Raw genomic sequence first — 18,722 nt, 5'->3', positions numbered from 1 at the left:
CTATGCGCTTGCAGCTTGCAGCTTGCAGCTACGACCAACGGGAGTCCGAATGTCCGTCTTCGCTTCGCCCGCCCAGGATCGCTGGCTCGACCTGGCCGATGTCCTCCACGAGCTGGTCGCCCAGGGCCGCGTCGCGCAGAGCGACGCCGAGCAGTGCCTGGCGATCCGCCGCAGCGCGGTGAAGAACCAGCAGCACCCCCTGGAATTCCTCGCCGCCCAGCAGGTGCCGGACCTGCGCCACCCCGGCCGCCACCTGGACCTCGACACCCTGGTGCACTGGCTGGCCGAGTATTCCGGCCAGCCCTACCTGCGCATCGACCCGCTAAAGATCGACGTCGCCGCGGTCACCCCGCTGATGTCCTACGCCTTCGCCCAGCGCCACAAGATCCTCGCCGTGGCGGTGGCTCCGGACAGCGTCACCATCGCCAGCGCCCAGCCCTTCGTGCACAGCTGGGAAAGCAACCTGACCCACGTGCTCAAGCGCCCGATCAAGCGCGTGGTGTGCAACCCGCTGGACATCCAGCGCTTCACCACCGAGTTCTACCGCCTGGCCAAGTCGGTCAGCGGCGCCTCCGCCCAGGACATGAAGATCAGCGGCGTGGGCAACTTCGAGCAGTTGCTCAACCTGGGCGCCAGCGACCAGGAGCCGGACGCCAACGACGCGCACATCGTCACCATCGTCGACTGGCTGTTCCAGTACGCCTTCCAGCAGCGCGCCAGCGACATCCACATCGAGCCGCGGCGCGAGCAGGGCACGGTGCGCTTCCGCATCGACGGCGTGCTGCACAACGTCTACCAGTTCCCGCCGCAGGTCACCATGGCGGTGGTCAGCCGCCTGAAGTCGCTGGGGCGGATGAACGTCGCCGAGAAGCGCAAGCCCCAGGACGGCCGGGTGAAGACCAAGACCCCGGACGGCGCCGAGGTGGAGCTGCGCCTGTCGACCCTGCCCACCGCCTTCGGCGAGAAGATGGTGATGCGGATCTTCGACCCCGAGGTGCTGCTCAAGAGCTTCGACCAGCTGGGCTTCTCCCCCGAGGACCTGCGCCGCTGGCAGAGCATGACCAACCAGCCCAACGGCATCATCCTGGTCACCGGCCCCACCGGCTCGGGCAAGACCACCACCCTCTACACCACGCTCAAGCAGCTGGCCACGGACGAGGTGAACGTCTGCACCATCGAGGACCCGATCGAGATGATCGAGCCCTCGTTCAACCAGATGCAGGTGCAGCACAACATCGAGCTGACCTTCGCCAGCGGCGTGCGCGCCCTGCTGCGGCAGGACCCGGACATCATCATGGTCGGCGAGATCCGCGACCTGGAGACCGCCGAGATGGCCATCCAGGCGGCGCTGACCGGGCACCTGGTGCTCTCCACCCTGCACACCAACGACGCCCCCACGGCCATCACCCGCCTGCTGGAACTGGGCGTGCCCTACTACCTGATCCGCGCCACCGTGCTCGGCGTCATGGCCCAGCGCCTGGTGCGCACCCTGTGCCCGCACTGCAAGGCGCCGCTGGAGCTGGAGGAAAACGACTGGCAGGAGCTGACGCGGCCCTGGAACGCCCCGCTGCCCACCGGCGCGCAGCAGGCGGTGGGCTGCCTGGAGTGCCGCGACACCGGCTACCGCGGCCGCGCCGGCGTCTACGAGATCATGCTGCTGACCGACAGCCTGAAGGAACAGATCACCCCCGACACCGACCTCATCCCGCTGCGCCGCCACGCCTTCAAGGAAGGCATGCGCAGCCTGCGCCTGTCCGGCGCGCAGAAGGTCGCCGCGGGCCTGACCACCATCGAGGAAGTGCTGCGGGTGACGCCGCAGAGCGAACAGAAATAGGAAATCTCCGAGCCCGATGGGGCTCGCGGGATGACACGGGAAAGCGTTAGGTTTTCCCGCTGCCCCACCCCCTCGCGGGCCGGGGCGCCATGCAGGAAGTCCCAACCGACCAAGGAGTGCACCAGATGGAAACCGGCAGTGTCCTGATTCTCTTCGTCATCCTCGCGCTGGCGATCGTCTTCATGGGCTTCAAGGTGGTCCCCCAAGGCAACGAGTGGACGGTGGAGCGCTTCGGCCGCTACACCGGCACCCTCAAGCCGGGGCTGAACATCATCGTCCCGGTGATGGACCGCGTCGGACAGAAGATCAACATGATGGAGCGGGTGCTGGACATCCCCCCGCAGGAAGCCATCAGCGCCGACAACGCCATCGTGCAGATCGACGCGGTGTGCTTCTACCAGGTGGTCGACGCGGCCCGCGCGGCCTACGAGGTCAGCGGCCTGGAGAACGCCATCCGCAACCTGGTGATGACCAACATCCGCACCGTGCTCGGCTCCATGGAGCTGGACCACATGCTCAGCCAGCGCGACGCCATCAACGAGCGCCTGCTGCGCACCGTCGACGAGGCCACCGCGCCCTGGGGCCTGAAGGTCACCCGCATCGAGATCAAGGACATCAGCCCGCCGGCCGACCTGGTGGAGGCGATGGCCAGCCAGATGAAGGCCGAGCGCCTGAAGCGCGCGCAGATCCTCGACGCCGAGGGCAAGCGCGCCGCGGAAATCCTCACCGCCGAGGGCGAGAAGCAGGCGCAGATCCTCAAGGCCGAGGGCCAGCGCCAGGCCGCCTTCCTCGAGGCCGAGGCCCGCGAGCGCCAGGCCGAGGCCGAGGCGCGGGCGACCCAGGTGGTCTCCGAGGCCATCGCCAGCGGCAACGTGCAGGCGGTGAACTACTTCGTCGCGCAGAAATACGTCGACGCCCTCGGCCAGCTGGCCGCCTCGAACAACAGCAAGATCGTGCTGATGCCCCTGGAGGCCAGCCAGGTGATAGGCGCGGTGGGCGGCATCGGCGAGATCGTCAGGGCCACCTTCGGCGACGGCGCCCCGGGCGCCAAGGGCCGGGGCTGAGGCCATGTGGGACTACCTGCAACACCTGAGCTTCTGGGACTGGCTGGCCTTCGGCACCCTGCTGCTGATCCTCGAGGTGTTCGGCGCCGGCGGCTACCTGCTGTGGGTCGGCATCGCCGCGGCGGCCACCGGCGTGCTGGCCTTCTTCGCCCCGGCCCTGGCCTGGACCTGGCAGTTCCTCGCCTTCGGCATCCTGGCGCTGCTCACCGCGGCGTTCTGGTGGCGCTACCAGCACCGCCCGGGCGCCGGCGAAGCCGCCAGCGGCCTGAACCGCCGCGGCAGCGAGCTGGTCGGCCGGCAGTTCGCCCTGCACGACGCCATCATCGGCGGCCGCGGCAAGATCCGCGTCGGCGACAGCCTGTGGCTGGTCAGCGGCCCGGACCTGCCGGCCGGCGCCCAGGTGAAGGTCACCGGGCAGGACGGCGCCGTGCTGCTGGTGGAGCCGGCCTGAGCTGACGCCTCACGCCCCTGTAGGAGCAACTGTCTTGCAGGCTGCGCCGCCTCTTTCCAACCCGTAGGGCGCATAACGCCTACGGCGTTATCCGCCGCGGCCGTCAGGCACCGGCGTTCCGGCCAACGGCGGATAACCGCGAACGGTTATTCGCCCTACGGTCGAGCACGGACGCGGACCTTGTCCGCGATAGCCGGCGCGAATCGCGGATGAAATCCGCGCCTACGCCATGCCCACCTCCGGCTCCACCTGTAGGAGCGCGCCCTGCGCGCGAATCGCGGGCAGGGCCCGCTCCTACGTTCCCGCCGACGGTGGGCAAGGCCCCGGGCAGGGCCTAAGATGGGCGCCTCGACCCCACGGAACGGACATCCCCCTCGAATGCTGCGCCTGCTCAAAGACGAGAAATTCCTCCTCCTCGCCCTGCTCCTGGCCGTGCTGGCCTACGCCCTGGAGCACAGCCTGCTGGCTGGCGGCAAGGCCGTGGCCGGGGTGGCCGCCAGCGTGCTGCTGGCCTCGATCATCAGCGTCTCGCTGCGCGTGGCGCACCATGCCGAGGTACTCGCGGAGAAGGTCGGCGAGCCCTACGGCACCATGATCCTGACCCTCGCCGCGGTGCTGGTGGAGGTGGTCATCCTGGCCATCATGATGGGCCACAACCATTCGCCCACCCTGGCCCGCGACACCATCTACGCCGCGGTGATGCTGGACATGAACGGCATCCTCGGCCTGGCCGCACTGCTCGGCGGCCTGAAGCACGGCGAGCAGTCGTACAACGACGACTCGGGCAAGACCTACGTGACCATGATCCTCACCGCGGTGGGCATCTCCATGGTCATCCCCGAGCTGATCCCGGCCGCGCAGTGGAAGCTCTACTCGCTGTTCACCATCGGCTGCATGCTGATGCTCTACGCCCTGTTCCTGCGCATGCAGACCGGCCAGCACAGCTACTTCTTCAGCTACAACTACGCGGTGCGCAAGCAGCAGCCCCACGAGGCCGACGAGGAACACGGCGGCACCCGCGGCTCCATCGCCCTGCTGGTGGCCGGCGTGGTGCTGATCGGCGCCCTGGCCGAGGTGATGTCCAAGGCCCTGGACGTCAGCCTGGAAGGCAGCGGCGTACCGGCGATCGTGCCGGCGCTGCTGGTGGCGGCCATCTCCGCCAGCCCCGAGATCCTCACCGCGCTGCGCGCCGCCCTGGCCAACCGCATGCAGCCGGTGGTCAACATCGCCCTCGGCGCCTCGCTGTCCACGGTGATCCTCACCGTGCCGGTGATCGAGGCCCTGGCGCTGTTCAAGGGCCAGCCGTTCCAGATGGCCATGACCCCGCTGCAGACCGGGATGATGTTCATCACCCTGGTGGTGGCCGGGTTCAACCTGCACGATGGCAAGACCAACGCCATCGAGGGCATGACCCACTTCGTGCTCTTCGCCACCTTCCTGATGCTGTCGCTCATGGGTTTGTAAGCATGCTGAAGATCTACCTCGCCGGCCCCGACGTGTTCCGCCCCGACGCCGCCGCGTACGGCGAACGGCTCAAGGCGCTGTGCGCGGAATACGGCTTCGAAGGGCTGTTTCCGCTGGACAACCGGCTGCCGGAGGCGATCGCGGAGCCGCACCAGCAGGCGATCTGGCTGTACCGCGCCAACCTGCGGATGCTCGCCGAGGCCGACGTGGTGCTGGCCAACCTGGCGTCCTTCCGCGGCAGCGAACCGGACAGCGGCACCTGCTTCGAGGTCGGCTACGCCGCGGCCCTGGGCAAGCCGCTGTACGGCTACCTGCCGGACGCCGGCAGCTACGTCGAGCGCATGCGCCGCAAGTACCCGGAATGGCTGGGCGAGCAACCCGGCCGCGACCGCGACGGCAACGTCCTGGAAGCCTTCGGCCTGCCGCTGAACCTGATGCTGGCGGTGCCCACCCAGATCGTCTCCGGCGGCCCGCGCGAAGCCTTGGAGCTGCTACGCCAGGACCTGCAGCCGGCGGAATGACCGTAGCCGCGCCCCTGTAGGAGCGGGCCCTGCCCGCGAATCGCGCGCAGGGCGCGCTCCTACAGGTGGGACAGCGGTGGCGGGGTTGGAGCGGACTCCGTCCGCGATGGGCCGGGCCCAGGCACGGCGATCGCGGATGAATCCGCTCCTACAAAAGAAGAAGAGAAGCCCGAGCGGCTCAGACCTTCTTCACGAACTCCGACTTCAGCTTCATGGCGCCGATGCCGTCGATCTTGCAGTCGATGTCGTGGTCGCCCTCCACCAGGCGGATGTTCTTCACCTTGGTGCCGACCTTGACCACCAGGGACGAGCCCTTGACCTTGAGGTCCTTGATCACGCTGACGGTGTCGCCGTCCTGCAGCACGTTGCCGACGGCGTCCTTGATCACCTTGGCGTCGCCCTCGCCTTCGGCGGCGGCATCGGCCGACCATTCATGGGCGCATTCCGGGCAGACCAGCAGCGCGCCGTCCTCGTAGGTGTATTCGGAATTGCATTTCGGGCAGGGTGGCAGGCTCATGGTCGCTATCACTGGCAGGGAAAAGACCGTGCATTATATAAGGCTTTGCCCATTTCAGGGGTGCAATTGCTGCACGTAGGCCGCCAGCGCCTCGATATCCCCGGCCTGCAGCTGCGTCGCCACCGCCAGCATGGTCGAGCCGGCGCGGCGCGGGTCCTTGTCGCGGTAGGCCTCCAGCGTGCGCTGCAGGTAGGCCGCCGGCTGCCCGGCGATGCGCGGGACACCCGGCTGCCCCAGCCCCTGCGGGCCATGGCAGGCCACGCAGACCCGCCCGAACAGGGCCTCGCCCCTGGCGCGCAGCGCCTCGTCCACCGCGCCCTCGCGCGGCAGCACCGGCTGCTGGCTGTAGTACACGGCGATGTTCACCCGCTCGTCGAGGCTCAGCATCTTCGCGGCCTGGTTCATCACGAAGTCGGTGCGCTGCCCGCTGGCGTAGCGCTCGAAGGCGGTGAACAGGTAGCCCGGCGCCTGCGCGGCCAGGTTCGGGATGTAGTCGCGCCGGCTGTTGCCGTCGTCGCCGTGGCAGTTGCGGCACAGCACGATGCGCTCGTGGCCGGCGGCGTAGGCCTGCTCGCGCAGGGCGGGGTCGGCCATGATGGCGTCGAAGCGCGCCTGGGCGGCCTCGTCGCCCAGGGCGGTACAGCTGACGGTCAACAACAGAGCAATCGCGAAACGCATCGCCTCCTCCCCCGAACTCGGCCTGCGGCTTGCCGTTTATAGGCGTGCGCGCGGCGCGGGGCCTGGATGCAGGTCAATGAAGCGGCGCCCCGGCCGCGCCGGAAGGTGACGGTTTTCGCAAAGGCATAAAAAAGGGGGAGCATCGTGCTCCCCCGGGGACTGAACCTTGAGACCCGTCTGTCCGTCGGTCAGCCTTCAATCTCGATCAGCACCTCGCCCGGGTTGACGCGGTCACCCTTGGCTACGTGGATCGCCTTGACGGTGCCGGCGATGGGCGCCTGCACCTCGGTTTCCATCTTCATGGCCTCGGTGATCAGCACGGCCTGGCCGGCCTTCACGCTGTCGCCTTCCTTCACCAGCACGTCGACGATGTTGCCCGGCATGGTGGTGCTGACGTCGCCCGGCGCGCTGGCGTGCTTGCGCTTGTTGCCGCCGCCGCCGATGAACTCGTTGAGCGGCTCGAACACCACTTCTTCCGGCATGCCGTCGATGGACAGGTAGAAGTGGCGCTTGCCGTCGGTCTTCACGCCGACGCCGGTGATGTCCACGCGGTAGCTCTCGCCGTGCACGTCGACCACGAACTCGGTCGGCACGCCTTCGCCGCCGGCCGCGGCCACGCCGTTGCCGGTGGGGATCGGCAGCAGTTCCTCGGGCTTCAGGGTGCCGGCCTCGCGCTCCTCGAGGAACTTGCGGCCGATGTCCGGGAACATGGCGAAGGTCAGCACGTCCTCCTCGGAGCGGGCCAGGGCGCCGATCTCGCCGCGCAGCTTGTCCAGCTCGGGCTTGATCAGGTCGGCCGGGCGCACGTCGATGACTTCCTCGTTGCCGATGGCCTGGCGCCGCAGCTGCTCGTTGATCTGGCCCGGCGCCTTGCCGTAGCGGCCCTGCAGGTACAGCTTCACCTCGTTGGTGATGGTCTTGTAGCGCTCGCCGGCCAGCACGTTGAAGAACGCCTGGGTGCCGACGATCTGCGAGGTGGGGGTGACCAGGGGCGGGAAGCCCAGGTCCTCGCGCACCCGCGGGATTTCCTCGAGCACCTCGGCCATGCGGTTGAGGGCGCCCTGCTCCTTCAGTTGGTTGGCCAGGTTGGAGATCATGCCGCCGGGCACCTGGTTGACCTGCACGCGGGTGTCCACGCCGGTGAATTCGCTCTCGAACTGGTGGTACTTCTTGCGCACGGCGTGGAAGTACATGCCGACCTCCTGGATCAGCTCCAGGTCCAGGCCGGTGTCGTAGGGGGTGTTGCGCAGCGCCGCGACCATCGACTCGGTGCCCGGGTGGCTGGTGCCCCAGGCCATGCTGGAGATGGCGGTGTCGATGCGGTCGGCGCCATTCTCCACGGCCTTGAGCTGGCACATGCTGGCCACGCCGGCGGTGTCGTGGGAGTGCACCACCACTTCCAGCGGCAGGGCGTCCTTCAGGGCCTTGACCAGGTCGCCGGTGGCGTAGGGGGTCAGCAGGCCGGCCATGTCCTTGATGGCGATGGAGTCCACGCCCATGGCCGCCATGGCCTTGGCCTGGGCGACGAAGGCGTCGATGGTGTGCACCGGGCTGGTGGTGTAGCAGATGGTGCCCTGGGCGTGCTTGCCGGCGGCCTTCACCGCCTCGATGGAGACGCGCAGGTTACGCACGTCGTTCATCGCGTCGAAGATGCGGAACACGTCGATGCCGTTGACCGCGGCCTTGGCGACGAAGGCGCGCACCACGTCGTCGCTGTAGTGGCGGTAGCCCAGCAGGTTCTGCCCGCGCAGGAGCATCTGCAGGCGGGTGTTGGGCAGCGCGGCCTTGAGCTTGCGCAGGCGCTCCCACGGGTCTTCCTTGAGGAAGCGCACACAGGCGTCGAAGGTGGCGCCGCCCCAGACTTCCAGCGACCAGTAGCCGACCTTGTCGAGCTTGTCGCAGATCGGGAGCATGTCCTCGGTGCGCATGCGGGTGGCCAGCAGGGACTGGTGCGCATCGCGCAGGATGGTATCGGTGACGCTGATTTTCTTGCTCATCTCGTAATTCTCCTCTCCGCTGCAGCCTGCCGCTTGTAGCTTGTAGCCTGCAGCCTGAAGCCTCAAAGGCCCGCGTGGGCGGCGATGGCGGTGGCGATGGCGATGGCCAGGTGCGACGGGTTGCGCTTGATCGAGTACTGGGTCAGCTCCGGGTGGCTTTCCACGAAGCTGGTGTTGAACTCGGCGCTGCGGAATTCCGGATCCTTGAGGATTTCCTGGTAGTAGGGCGCAGTGGTCTTCACGCCTTGCACGCGCATGTCGTCCAGGGCTCGCAGGCCGCGGTCCAGGGCCTCTTCCCAGGTCAGTGCCCAGACGATCAGCTTCAGGCACATGGAGTCGTAGTACGGCGGGATGGTGTAGCCGGTGTAGATCGCCGTGTCGGTGCGCACGCCGGGGCCGCCGGGGGCGTAGTAGCGGGTGATCTTGCCGAAGGAGGGCAGGAAGTTGTTCTTCGGGTCCTCGGCGTTGATGCGGAACTGCAGGGCATAGCCGCGGTGCTGGATGTCTTCCTGCTTGACCGAGAGCGGCAGGCCGGAGGCGATGCGGATCTGCTCGCGGACGATGTCGATGCCGGTGATTTCCTCGGTGATGGTGTGCTCCACCTGCACCCGGGTGTTCATCTCCATGAAGTACACCTCGCCATCGGCGAGCAGGAACTCCACGGTGCCGGCGTTCTCGTAGCCCACGGCCCTGGCCGCGCGCACGGCGAGGTCGCCGATGTAGGCGCGCTGCTCGGGGGTCAGCTGCGGGCTGGGGGCGATCTCGATGAGCTTCTGGTTGCGGCGCTGGATCGAGCAGTCGCGCTCGAACAGGTGCACGGTGTTGCCGAAGGCGTCGGCCAGCACCTGGGCCTCGATGTGCTTCGGGTTGACGATGCACTTCTCGAGGAACACCTCGGCGCTGCCGAAGGCCTTGGTGGCCTCGGAGATGACGCGGGGGAAATTCTGCTCCAGTTCCTCGCGGCTGTTGCAGCGGCGGATGCCGCGGCCGCCGCCGCCGGAGGTGGCCTTGAGCATCACCGGGTAGCCGATGCGCTCGCCTTCGCGCAGCGCTTCGGCGAGGTCGGCGACGTTGCCTTCGGTGCCCGGGGTGCAGGGTACGCCGGCCGCCATCATGCTGCGCCGCGCCTCAGTCTTGTCGCCCATGCGGCGGATCACTTCCGCCGACGGGCCGATGAACTTGATCCCGCGCTCGGCGCAGATGTCCGCAAGCTCCGCGTTCTCGGAGAGGAAGCCGTAGCCCGGGTGCAGGGCGTCGCAGCCGGTCTCCACCGCCAGGTTCACCAGGGCGCGCGGGTTGAGGTAGCCGGCCAGCGGGTCGGCGCCGATGCTGTGCGCCTCGTCGGCGCGCTTCACGTGCAGGGCGTGACGGTCGGCATCGGAGTAGACGGCCACCGAACGGATGCCCATCTCGGCGCAGGCACGCACGATGCGGACAGCGATCTCCCCACGGTTGGCGATCAGGATTTTCTTGATCACTTGCGGTTTCCCTCGACCGGGGCTGATGGACCCGGCACTTGAACCAATCGGCAATCCGCCGCGGTGTTCGGTCCGCGTCGGCTCGGCACGTGCCGGAGCAGGGTTCCGGCGTTTTTTTACCCTACGCGGGATCGAGGATTACCCAAAATCAATATTTATTGGGATAGCCATAATTTTTATCTTATAGTCGAACGCAATCACCCCGTTCGGGAGCCGTCCGAATGCGTAAGTCCTTGATGCGAATGACACTTCGCCAGCTGCAGGTATTCCGCGCGGTGTGCGAGAGCCGTTCCTACAGCCGCGCCGCGGAGGAAATGGCGCTGACCCAGCCGGCGGTCAGCCTGCAGATCCGCCAGCTGGAGGAACTGGTCGGCCAGCCGTTGTTCGAGTACATCGGCAAGAAGCTCTACCAGACCGACGCCGCCGACGCCCTGCTGCGCGCCAGCACGGACATCTTCCAGCGCCTGGAGGTGCTGGACATGCAGCTGTCCGACCTCAAGGGCTCGCTGCAGGGCCAGCTGCGCCTGGCGGTGGAGTCCAGCGCCAAGTACATCACCCCGCACCTGTTCGCCGCCTTCCAGGCCCAGCACCCGGACGTCAGCCTGCACCTCACGGTGGTCAACCGCGCCCAGGTGATCAAGCGCCTGTCGGACAACCGCGACGACCTGGTGATCATGTCCCTGGTGCCCCAGGACATGGCCCTGGAGTTCCTGCCCTTCCTGAACAACCCGATAGTCGCGGTGGCGCCGCCCGAGCACCCGCTGTGCAGCGCCGCCAAACTGTCGCTGAAGGACCTGGAATCCTGGCCGCTACTGATCCGCGAGCCTGGCTCGGGCACCCGCAAGGCCTGCGAGGAACACTTCCAGCAGAAGCGCGCGCACTTCCCGCAGACGCTGGAATTCGCCTCGCTGGAGGGCTCGCGGGAAGGGGTGCTGGCCGGCCTCGGCCTGGCCCTGCTGCCGCGCCACGCGGTGAGCCGCGAACTGCGCGCCGGGCTGCTGCGCGAACTGCCGGTGGAGGAACTGCCGCTCTACCGCAGCTGGTGCCTGGTGCACGCCCGCGGCAAGCGCCTGAGCCCGGTGGCCCAGGCGTTCGTCGCGTTCATCCGCGAGGAGCGCGCGCTGATCAGCCAGCTGGCCGAGCGCTTTTCGCCGACGCCCGCGCAGAACTGAGGTAGTTGGCGGCGATCAGGTCGGGATAATCGGACATCTCGCGGTCCAGGCGTTGCGCTTCGAGGCGCTCCTCGATGGCCCGGCGGAACTGCATGCGGCGCTGGTCCTCGAGCTTGCGGCGGGTCCTGCTGTCCAGGTGCTGGGTGTCGTCGATATGGCGTGGCATCTCGCATCTCCCAAGGCCGAAGGGCTGGAGACGCCAGCATGCTGACGACGGATGACAGTTTGAGGGCGCGGCAGTGAAGCCGCGGTGACGCCGACGGGCGGTCGGCGCCCTCCGGGCATCCCTCAGAACAACGCATCCAGGCAGCGGTACCAGGTGATGGCCGCCCCCAGGTAGAGCCGCTGCAGGCCATGCAGCGGGATCGGTTTCAGCGGTGCCGGCGGCAGCGGGAAGCGCTCGCCGCGCCCGGCCAGGCGCAGCGCCATATGCCGGCCCAGCGTGGTGGCCATGGCCACGCCGCGGCCGTTGTAGCCCAGCAGCGTCGACAACCCCGGCGCCGGTTCGTGCAGGTGCGGCAGGAAATCCTGGGTCAGCGCCACCCGGCCACTCCAGCGGTACTCGATGGGCACCCCGGCCAGCTGTGGATAAAGCTGCGCCAGGGATCGCTGCAGATGGTTCCAGTCGCCGTCGCCGGAGGGTTCGCCGAACGGTCCTCGCCCGCCCAGCAACAGGCGGCCCTGGGCATCACGCTTGAAGTAGAGCAGCAGGCGCCGGGCATCCGAGCAGACTTCGCCGCCAGGCAGCACGCTCGCCGCCAGTTGCGGCGACAGCGGCCGGGTAGCGATGATGAAGCTGTTCGCCGCGATCAAGGTGCGGCGCAGGCCCGGCCACAGGCCATCGGTGTAGCCGTTGGTCGCCAGCAGCACCTTTTCCGCCCGAACCCGCGCACCGCCGGCCAACGCCAGCTGCCAGCGCCCGGCCTGGCGCCGCAGGCTCAGCACCGGGCTGTGGCCGTGCACCCGCGCCCCGGCGGCCAGCGCGGCGCGCACCAGGCCGCGCACGTAGCTCAGCGGCTGCACGCTGCCGGCGCGCGGATCGACCCAGGCGCCGAGATAATGGTCGTTGCCGATGCGCCGGGCCACCGCCTCGCGGTCCAGCAGCTCCACGGGCACGCCTCGCCGGCGCCATTGTTCGGCGCGCTGCTCGATGCCACGCAATGCCGCCGGGGATGCCGCCGGCTGGATCCAGCCCTTGCGAGTGGCATCGCAGTCGATACCGTGGCGCTGGATCAGGCTGAACACCTCGTCGGCGGCGTTTCCCGCCACTTCGCACAGGTATTCCCCCTGCTCACCGAATTTCGCCAGCAATTGCTCCGGGTCGAACTTCAGCCCCGGGATGACCTGGCCGCCGTTGCGCCCCGAGGCGCCCCAGCCCGGCTCGCCGGCATCCAGCACGCAGGCGCGGATGCCCAGCTCCGCCAGGTGCAGGGCGGTGGAAAGGCCGGTGAAGCCGGCCCCAACGATGGCGACATCCGTCTCCAGCTCGCCCTGCAGGGGCGGCGTCGCTTGCGCCGGCGTGGCGCTGGCTGCCCACAGGGACTGCGGCAGGTGGCGTGGCACGACGCTCATGCCTGTACCCCCGACGGTTCCAGCAAGCGCCTGAGGAAGTCCCGGGTGCGCTGATGCTGCGGCGCCCCCAATACCTGTTGCGGCGGCCCTTCCTCGACGATACGGCCGCTGTGCAGGAAGCACACCTTGTCCGCCACTTCGCGGGCGAAGCCCATCTCGTGGGTGACCACGATCATGGTCATGCCCTCGTCGGCCAGGCGGCGCATCACGCCCAGTACCTCGCCAACCAGTTCGGGGTCGAGCGCCGAGGTCGGCTCGTCGAAGAGAATCGCCTTGGGCTGCATCGCCAGCGCGCGGGCGATGGCCACGCGTTGCTGCTGGCCGCCGGAGAGTTCGTCGGGGTAGGCCTCGACGCGGTGCGCCAGGCCGACCTTGTCGAGCAGCGCCAGGGCCCGCTCGCGCACCTCGCGAACCGGCTCTTTCTTCACGTAGACCGGGCCTTCCATCACGTTCTCCAGCACGTTGCGGTGGGGGAACAGGTTGAAGCGCTGGAACACCATGGCCACCTGGGTACGGATGGCATGGATGCTGCCGGCATGCCGGTCGACCTTGGCGCCGGACACCAGCACCTCGCCGCCCTGGTAGTCCTCCAGGCCGTTGATGCAGCGCAGCAGCGTGGACTTGCCGGAACCGGACGGGCCGATCAGGCACACCACCTCGCCGCTGTCGACGCTCAGGTCGATGCCTTCGAGCACCGCCACGTCGCCGTAGCTCTTGTGCAGGTCACGGATGCGGATCATCGCTTGCTCCTCCGGCCGATACGCGCCTCGAGGCGGCGCAGGGCGAACGACAGCGGCAGGCTCATGGCCAGGTAGAGCAGCGCCACCAGGGTGTAGACGGTCATGTTCTCGAAGGTCGAGGAGGCGATCAGCTGGCCGGCGCGGGTCATCTCCGCGACCGTGATGGTGGAGACCAGCGAGGAGTCCTTGAGCATCATCACCAGGGTGTTGCCGTAGGGCGGCAGGGCGATGCGGAAGGCCTGCGGCAGCACCACCCGGCGCATCACCATGGCGCCGCGCATGCCGAGGGACTCGGCGGCCTCGATCTGGCCCTGGTGGATGGCCTGGATGCCGGCGCGGAAGTTCTCCGCCTGGTACGCCGAGTAGGCGATGCCCAGGCCGATAACCCCGGCCTGGAAGGCGCTGAGCTGGACGCCGAAATCCGGCAGGACGAAATAGATGTAGAACAGCTGGACGATGATCGGCAGGCCGCGGATGACGTTGACGACGGTAGTGCCGGCCAGCGCCAGGGCGCGGTAGCGGGAGACCATCATCAGCGCCAGGGCCAGGCCGATCAGCGAACTGAGCAGGAAGGACGCCGCCGTGACCTGCAGGGTGATCACCGCCCCCTTGAGCAGAATGGGCAGGAAATCCATGGCGTTCTGAAGAAACATGGCGATTACCTGGTAGAGCGCGAAGGCGCCGCCCACGGGCGCGGGCGGCGACGGATCAGTCGAGGTTCCACTTGGCGCGGATGCGCTGCAGGGTGCCGTCGGCGCGGATGCTGGCGATGCCCTGGTTGACGCGCTGCAGCAGCGCCGGGTCGTCCTTGCGCAGCACCAGGCTGACGTCGCCGTGGATCACCGGCTGGTAGTCGCGGACCAGGCGCACCTTGGACTGGCCGCCCCTGGCCAGTTGGTAGGCCAGCACCGGCTGGTCGGCGAAGGCCGCCTTGATGCGGCCCAGGGCCAGGTCTCGGAGCAGGTCGTTGATGGAGTCGTAGCCGCGCACTTCCTTGAAGATGCCGCGTTTGTTCAGCTCGTCCAGGAACACGGTGCCGACCTGGGCACCAACCACCTCGCCCTTGAAGTCGTCCATGCGGGTATAGGCGCCGCTGTCGTCGGCGCGCACCACCAGGCCCTCGCCATAGGAGAACACCGGGTCGGAGAACTGCACGACCTTTTCCCGCGGCGGCGTCTTGAGCATGGCCGCGGAGATCAGGTCGATCTTCCCGGAGGTCAGCGAGGGGATCAGCGCGGCGAAGTTGGTCTGCTGGATCTGCGTGTCGAAGCCGGCAGCCTTGCCCACCGCTTCCACGGTGTCGACCATCATCCCCTGGATGCGCTGGCTCTGGATGTCGAGGAAGGTGAAGGGGACGCCGGTGGAGGTGGCGCCGACCTTGAGGGTCTCGGCCGCGGCTGGGCCGGCGAACAGCACCGAGGCGGCGCAGGCGAGGACGAAGGCACGGATGCTCTGATGCATGGTGGGTCTCCCAGTGGACGCTCATTGTTGTGGTTGTGCGTGTGGGTACCTCTGAATCGGCAGGAGGCGATTCGGACGATATATTCAATTTACAAAAATCGCAAAGAGATTTATAAGTATCGAATATCGATACGGAGAAGACAAAAATGTCTGAAGGGAGCCTGCTGTTCAATCAGTCGCTGGAGAAGGGCCTGGCGGTGCTACGCGCCTTCGATGCGCGCCGGCGCACCATGAGCCTGGCGGAAGTGGCCGAGGCAGCGGGGATCAACAAGAGTTCGGCGCAGCGCATGGTGCACACCCTCGAAGCGCTGGGCTACCTGCGCAAGCACGAGCAGACGCGGCGCTTCCAGCTGACGCCGAAGGTCATGGAGATCGGCTACAACTACCTGGCCGCGGACACCCTGGTGGACGTGGCCAACCCCTTCCTGGCCGAGCTATCGCAGATCACCGGGGAAACCACCAACCTCACCGAGCCCGACGGCCTGGACATGGTCTACGTGGCGCGCTTCGTCGCGCCCAAGTTCATTCCCATCCACATGCCCATCGGCAGCCGCATCCCGATGTACTGCACCGGTTGCGGTCGCGCCTACCTCAGCGGCCTGGACGACCGGGCAGTCGTGGAAATGCTGCAGCGCAGCGAGCCGCAGCGCCTGACGCAGAACACCCTGACCGACATCGAGGCGATCCTCGAGACCGTGCGCACGGCGCGCAGCAAGGGCTATGCGGTGAACGCGGAAGAGATGTTCCTGGGCGACATGAGCATCGCCGCGCCCATCCTCGACAGCCGCGGCCAACCGGTGGCCGCCGTCCACGTGGTGGCGCCGACCAGCCGCTGGAGCCGGGAAGATGCCGAGCGCAAGCTGGCACCGGCGGTGATCGAGTGCGCGCGGGCGATCCGCACCTCGATCCGGGCGCTCTGAGACAAGTGCCTCAGGAAGCCTCTTCCGGGCGCGGCTCCTCGTGGCTCTTCACCACCTTGGGCGATAGGCGCAGGCTGCGCAGGCTGCGCTTGACGCTCTTGAGGTGGTTGACCAGGTCCGGGCCGCGGGCCATGGCCACGCCCATGGCCAGCACGTCGATCACCACCAGGTGGGCGATGCGCGAGGTCAGCGGGGTGTAGATGTCGGTGTCCTCGTGCACGTCCACCGCCAGGTTCACCGTGGCCAGGTCGGCCAGGGGCGTCTGGCTGGGGCACAGGGTGATCAGGGTGGCGCCGGCCTCGCGGACCAGGTTGGCGGTCACCAGCAGGTCCTTGGAGCGGCCGGACTGCGAGATGCAGATGGCCACGTCGCTGGGCTTCAGGGTTACCGCCGACATCGCCTGCATGTGCGGGTCGGAATAGGCCGCCGCCGACAGCAGCAGGCGGAAGAACTTGTGCTGGGCGTCCGCGGCCACCGCGCCGGAGGCGCCGAAACCGTAGAACTCCACGCGCTGGGCGTGGGCGATGGCGGCGATGGCGCGTTCCAGGGCGTGGGTGTCGAGGTTCTCGCGCACCTCCATCAGCGAATGCAGGGTGGTGTCGAAGATCTTCAGGCTGAAGTCGGTGACCGAGTCGTTCTCGTTGATCGCGAACTGGCCGAAGCTGGCGCCGGCGGCCAGGCTCTGCGCCAGTTTCAGCTTCAGGTCCTGGAAGCCGCTGCAGCCGATGGCGCGGCAGAAGCGCACGATGGTCGGCTCGCTGACGCCCACCCCGTGGGCGAGGTCGGCCATGGAGCTGTGCATGACCGAGGCGGGGTCCTGCATCACGTGATCGGCGACCTTCAGTTCCGACTTGCGAAGCAGATGACGCGACTGGGCAATGTGCTGCAACAGGTTCACTGGGCTGGACTCGGCTATGATCGGCGGATGGGATGTAGTCTGCTTGTAGTTATACTACAAGTCAGGCGGTCACGCCCAGGCAATAAGTGGTGGAGCAGTACCCGATGATGTCCGAAACTTCCGCATTTCCCCTTTCCTGCGACATCCTGGTGTTCGGCGGCACCGGCGACCTGGCCCTGCACAAGCTGCTGCCGGCGCTCTACCACCTGCACCGCGAGGAGCGCCTGCCGGCCGACACCCGCATCCTCGCCCTGGCCCGCAGCCAGCGCTCGCAGGAGGCCTACCTGGCGCTGGCCGAACGGCATTGCCGGGCGCAGGTGGCGCGGGCCGACTTCAGCGTCGCCGACTGGCAGAGCTTCGCCACGCGCCTGGACTACCTGGCCATGGACGCCTCCCAGAGCGCCGATTTCAGCCGCCTGCGCCAGCGCCTGAAGTTCGGCCACGAGCGCGTGCTGGTGCACTACCTGGCCACCGCCCCGGACCTCTTCGCGCCCATCGCGCAGAACCTCAAGGTCGCAGGCCTGGCCGGGCCCAACACGCGCATCGTGCTGGAGAAGCCGCTGGGCCACTCCCTGGAGTCGGCGCGGGCGATCAACCAGGCCATCGGCCAGGTGTTCGACGAGTCGCGGGTGTTCCGCATCGACCACTACCTGGGCAAGGAGACGGTGCAGAACCTGCTGGCCCTGCGCTTCGCCAACACCCTGTTCGAGCCGCTGTGGCGCAGCGCCTACGTCGACCACGTGCAGATCAGCGTCAACGAGACCCTCGGCGTGGAGAACCGCGGCGCCTACTACGACCACGCCGGGGCCATGCGCGACATGGTGCAGAACCACCTGCTGCAGCTGCTGTGCCTGGTGGCCATGGAGGTGCCGGTGCACTTCGACGCCGAGTCGGTGCGCGACGAGAAGCTGAAGATCCTCCAGGCCCTGCGCCCGATCGGCGGCCTCGACGTGCAGGACCGCACCGTGCGCGGCCAGTACGGCGCCGGGCGGATCGGCGGCCAGGAGGTGCCGGCCTACTGGTTCGAGAAGAACGTGGACAACGACAGCGACACCGAGACCTTCGTCGCCCTGCGCGCCGAGATCGACAACTGGCGCTGGGCCGGCGTGCCCTTCTACCTGCGCACCGGCAAGCGCATGGCGAAGAAGTGCTCGGAGATCGTCATCCAGTTCAAGCCGGTGCCCCACGCCCTGATCGGCGACGGCAGCGGCCCGGCCAACCGCCTGTGGATAAGGTTGCAGCCGGAGGAACGCATCAGCCTGCAGCTGATGACCAAGACTCCCGGCAAGGGCATGCGCCTGGAACCGGCCGAGCTGGACCTCAACCTGGCCCAGGCGGCCAGCCCCGGCAAGCGCCGCTGGGACGCCTACGAGCGCCTGCTGCTGGACGTGATCCAGGGCGACTCGACGCTGTTCATGCGCCGCGACGAGGTGGAGGCGGCCTGGCGCTGGATCGACCCGATCATCGCCGGCTGGCAGGAGCACTACCAGCGCCCACGGCCCTACCCCGCCGGCAGCAACGGGCCGGAACAGGCGCAGATGCTGCTGGAGCTGCAGGGGCGGCGGTGGCTGGAGTGATGCCCGCGAATCGCCGATGAAGTCTCTCCTACGCCGTGCCCGACCGTAGGGCGAATAACCGTTCGCGGTTATCCGCCGCCGGCCGGAGCACCGGTGCCCGGGACCGTAGGCGTTATCCGTATATGGACTCCTCCCGTTTTGCCAGCGACCGACGTGCTTTTTCGAACTTGGGTACGACTGCTGCCGTATATCCGGCTTCATGGAGCGATACATCCGCTCCCGAGCCCTGATGAAAATCCGTATATGGACTCCTCCCGTTTTGCCAGCGACCGACGTGCTTTTTCGAACTTGGGTACGACTGCTGCCGTATATCCGGCTTCATGGAGCGATACATCCGCTCCCGAGCCCTGATGAAAATCCGCTCATGTGCGCCTGATC

General features: G+C 67.8%; 18 protein-coding genes. 8 read left to right on the top strand and 10 right to left on the bottom strand.

The genetic code is table 11. From position 1 onward, the window contains the following. Positions 1 to 49 precede the first annotated feature (49 nt). The 5 genes from tfpB to CHC02_RS23655 all read left to right on the top strand — a co-directional run bounded on the left by tfpB (position 50) and on the right by CHC02_RS23655 (position 5,334). Positions 50 to 1,834, top strand: coding sequence for a type IV pilus assembly ATPase TfpB (gene tfpB, locus CHC02_RS23675; RefSeq protein ID WP_089393854.1), 1,785 nt, complete (start codon positions 50 to 52; stop codon positions 1,832 to 1,834). A 125-nt stretch (positions 1,835 to 1,959) separates the two neighbouring features. After that, positions 1,960 to 2,898, top strand: coding sequence for an SPFH domain-containing protein (locus CHC02_RS23670; RefSeq protein ID WP_089393853.1), 939 nt, complete (start codon positions 1,960 to 1,962; stop codon positions 2,896 to 2,898). Positions 2,899 to 2,902: 4 nt separating this feature from the next. Further along, positions 2,903 to 3,349, top strand: coding sequence for an NfeD family protein (locus tag CHC02_RS23665; RefSeq protein WP_089393852.1), 447 nt, complete (start codon positions 2,903 to 2,905; stop codon positions 3,347 to 3,349). A gap of 378 nt (positions 3,350 to 3,727) precedes the next feature. Further along, the gene (locus tag CHC02_RS23660; RefSeq protein WP_089393851.1) at positions 3,728 to 4,813 is read left to right on the top strand and encodes a calcium:cation antiporter; all 1,086 of its coding nucleotides are present in this window, start codon (positions 3,728 to 3,730) and stop codon (positions 4,811 to 4,813) included. Positions 4,814 to 4,815: 2 nt separating this feature from the next. Further along, the gene (locus CHC02_RS23655) at positions 4,816 to 5,334 is read left to right on the top strand and encodes a nucleoside 2-deoxyribosyltransferase (protein ID WP_089393850.1); all 519 of its coding nucleotides are present in this window, start codon (positions 4,816 to 4,818) and stop codon (positions 5,332 to 5,334) included. Positions 5,335 to 5,512: 178 nt separating this feature from the next. Here CHC02_RS23655 and CHC02_RS23650 read toward each other — a convergent pair whose 3' ends face one another. The 4 genes from CHC02_RS23650 to CHC02_RS23635 all read right to left on the bottom strand — a co-directional run bounded on the left by CHC02_RS23650 (position 5,513) and on the right by CHC02_RS23635 (position 10,004). After that, positions 5,513 to 5,851: a zinc ribbon domain-containing protein YjdM gene (locus CHC02_RS23650; protein WP_089393849.1), complete on the bottom strand. Its 339-nt coding sequence runs from the start codon at positions 5,849 to 5,851 to the stop codon at positions 5,513 to 5,515. 54 nt (positions 5,852 to 5,905) lie between these two features. Continuing rightward, positions 5,906 to 6,529 (bottom strand): c-type cytochrome, encoded by a 624-nt coding sequence (locus CHC02_RS23645; protein ID WP_089393848.1) that lies wholly within the window; start codon positions 6,527 to 6,529, stop codon positions 5,906 to 5,908. 188 nt (positions 6,530 to 6,717) lie between these two features. Continuing rightward, on the bottom strand, positions 6,718 to 8,526 hold the full coding sequence (gene oadA / locus CHC02_RS23640; protein WP_089393847.1) for a sodium-extruding oxaloacetate decarboxylase subunit alpha: 1,809 nt from the start codon (positions 8,524 to 8,526) through the stop codon (positions 6,718 to 6,720). Between the two features lie 62 nt (positions 8,527 to 8,588). Beyond that, positions 8,589 to 10,004, bottom strand: coding sequence for an acetyl-CoA carboxylase biotin carboxylase subunit (locus CHC02_RS23635; protein ID WP_089393846.1), 1,416 nt, complete (start codon positions 10,002 to 10,004; stop codon positions 8,589 to 8,591). Between the two features lie 236 nt (positions 10,005 to 10,240). Here CHC02_RS23635 and CHC02_RS23630 point away from each other — a divergent pair, with 236 nt between their 5' ends. Further along, positions 10,241 to 11,176, top strand: a complete 936-nt coding sequence (locus CHC02_RS23630; RefSeq protein WP_089393845.1) for a LysR family transcriptional regulator — start codon at positions 10,241 to 10,243, stop codon at positions 11,174 to 11,176. Here the strand turns inward: CHC02_RS23630 and CHC02_RS23625 are convergent. The 5 genes from CHC02_RS23625 to CHC02_RS23605 form a co-directional block, all read right to left on the bottom strand. Beyond that, positions 11,130 to 11,342 (bottom strand): PA3496 family putative envelope integrity protein, encoded by a 213-nt coding sequence (locus tag CHC02_RS23625; protein ID WP_089393844.1) that lies wholly within the window; start codon positions 11,340 to 11,342, stop codon positions 11,130 to 11,132. The genes CHC02_RS23630 and CHC02_RS23625 overlap by 47 nt on opposite strands. Before the next feature lie 122 nt (positions 11,343 to 11,464). Beyond that, positions 11,465 to 12,748 (bottom strand): NAD(P)/FAD-dependent oxidoreductase, encoded by a 1,284-nt coding sequence (locus tag CHC02_RS23620; RefSeq protein ID WP_089393843.1) that lies wholly within the window; start codon positions 12,746 to 12,748, stop codon positions 11,465 to 11,467. Then, entirely contained in the window at positions 12,745 to 13,488 is a 744-nt protein-coding gene (locus CHC02_RS23615) for an amino acid ABC transporter ATP-binding protein (protein WP_089393842.1), read from the bottom strand. Before CHC02_RS23615 ends, CHC02_RS23620 begins: the two co-directional genes overlap by 4 nt. Then, positions 13,485 to 14,141, bottom strand: coding sequence for an amino acid ABC transporter permease (locus CHC02_RS23610; protein ID WP_074978297.1), 657 nt, complete (start codon positions 14,139 to 14,141; stop codon positions 13,485 to 13,487). The genes CHC02_RS23615 and CHC02_RS23610 overlap by 4 nt, the downstream gene beginning before the upstream one ends. A gap of 55 nt (positions 14,142 to 14,196) precedes the next feature. Beyond that, entirely contained in the window at positions 14,197 to 14,949 is a 753-nt protein-coding gene (locus CHC02_RS23605) for an ABC transporter substrate-binding protein (RefSeq protein WP_089393841.1), read from the bottom strand. Positions 14,950 to 15,095: 146 nt separating this feature from the next. Here CHC02_RS23605 and CHC02_RS23600 point away from each other — a divergent pair, with 146 nt between their 5' ends. Next, positions 15,096 to 15,869 carry an IclR family transcriptional regulator gene (locus tag CHC02_RS23600; protein ID WP_089393840.1) on the top strand — a complete coding sequence of 258 codons (774 nt, stop codon included), beginning with the start codon at positions 15,096 to 15,098 and terminating at the stop codon, positions 15,867 to 15,869. Between the two features lie 10 nt (positions 15,870 to 15,879). On the opposite strand, the gene hexR is transcribed toward CHC02_RS23600, so the two are convergent. Continuing rightward, the gene (hexR, locus tag CHC02_RS23595; protein WP_089393839.1) at positions 15,880 to 16,767 is read right to left on the bottom strand and encodes a transcriptional regulator HexR; all 888 of its coding nucleotides are present in this window, start codon (positions 16,765 to 16,767) and stop codon (positions 15,880 to 15,882) included. A 107-nt stretch (positions 16,768 to 16,874) separates the two neighbouring features. Between hexR and zwf the strand changes: the two genes are divergently transcribed. Further along, positions 16,875 to 18,344 (top strand): glucose-6-phosphate dehydrogenase, encoded by a 1,470-nt coding sequence (zwf, locus tag CHC02_RS23590; protein ID WP_167364857.1) that lies wholly within the window; start codon positions 16,875 to 16,877, stop codon positions 18,342 to 18,344. Positions 18,345 to 18,722 lie beyond the last annotated feature (378 nt).

This window comes from Pseudomonas delhiensis (assembly GCF_900187975.1).
Taxonomy (GTDB): Bacteria; Pseudomonadota; Gammaproteobacteria; order Pseudomonadales; family Pseudomonadaceae; genus Pseudomonas; species Pseudomonas delhiensis.
The sequence above is the reverse complement of the archived record's forward strand: the minus strand, read 5'-3'. Positions and strand labels throughout refer to the sequence as shown.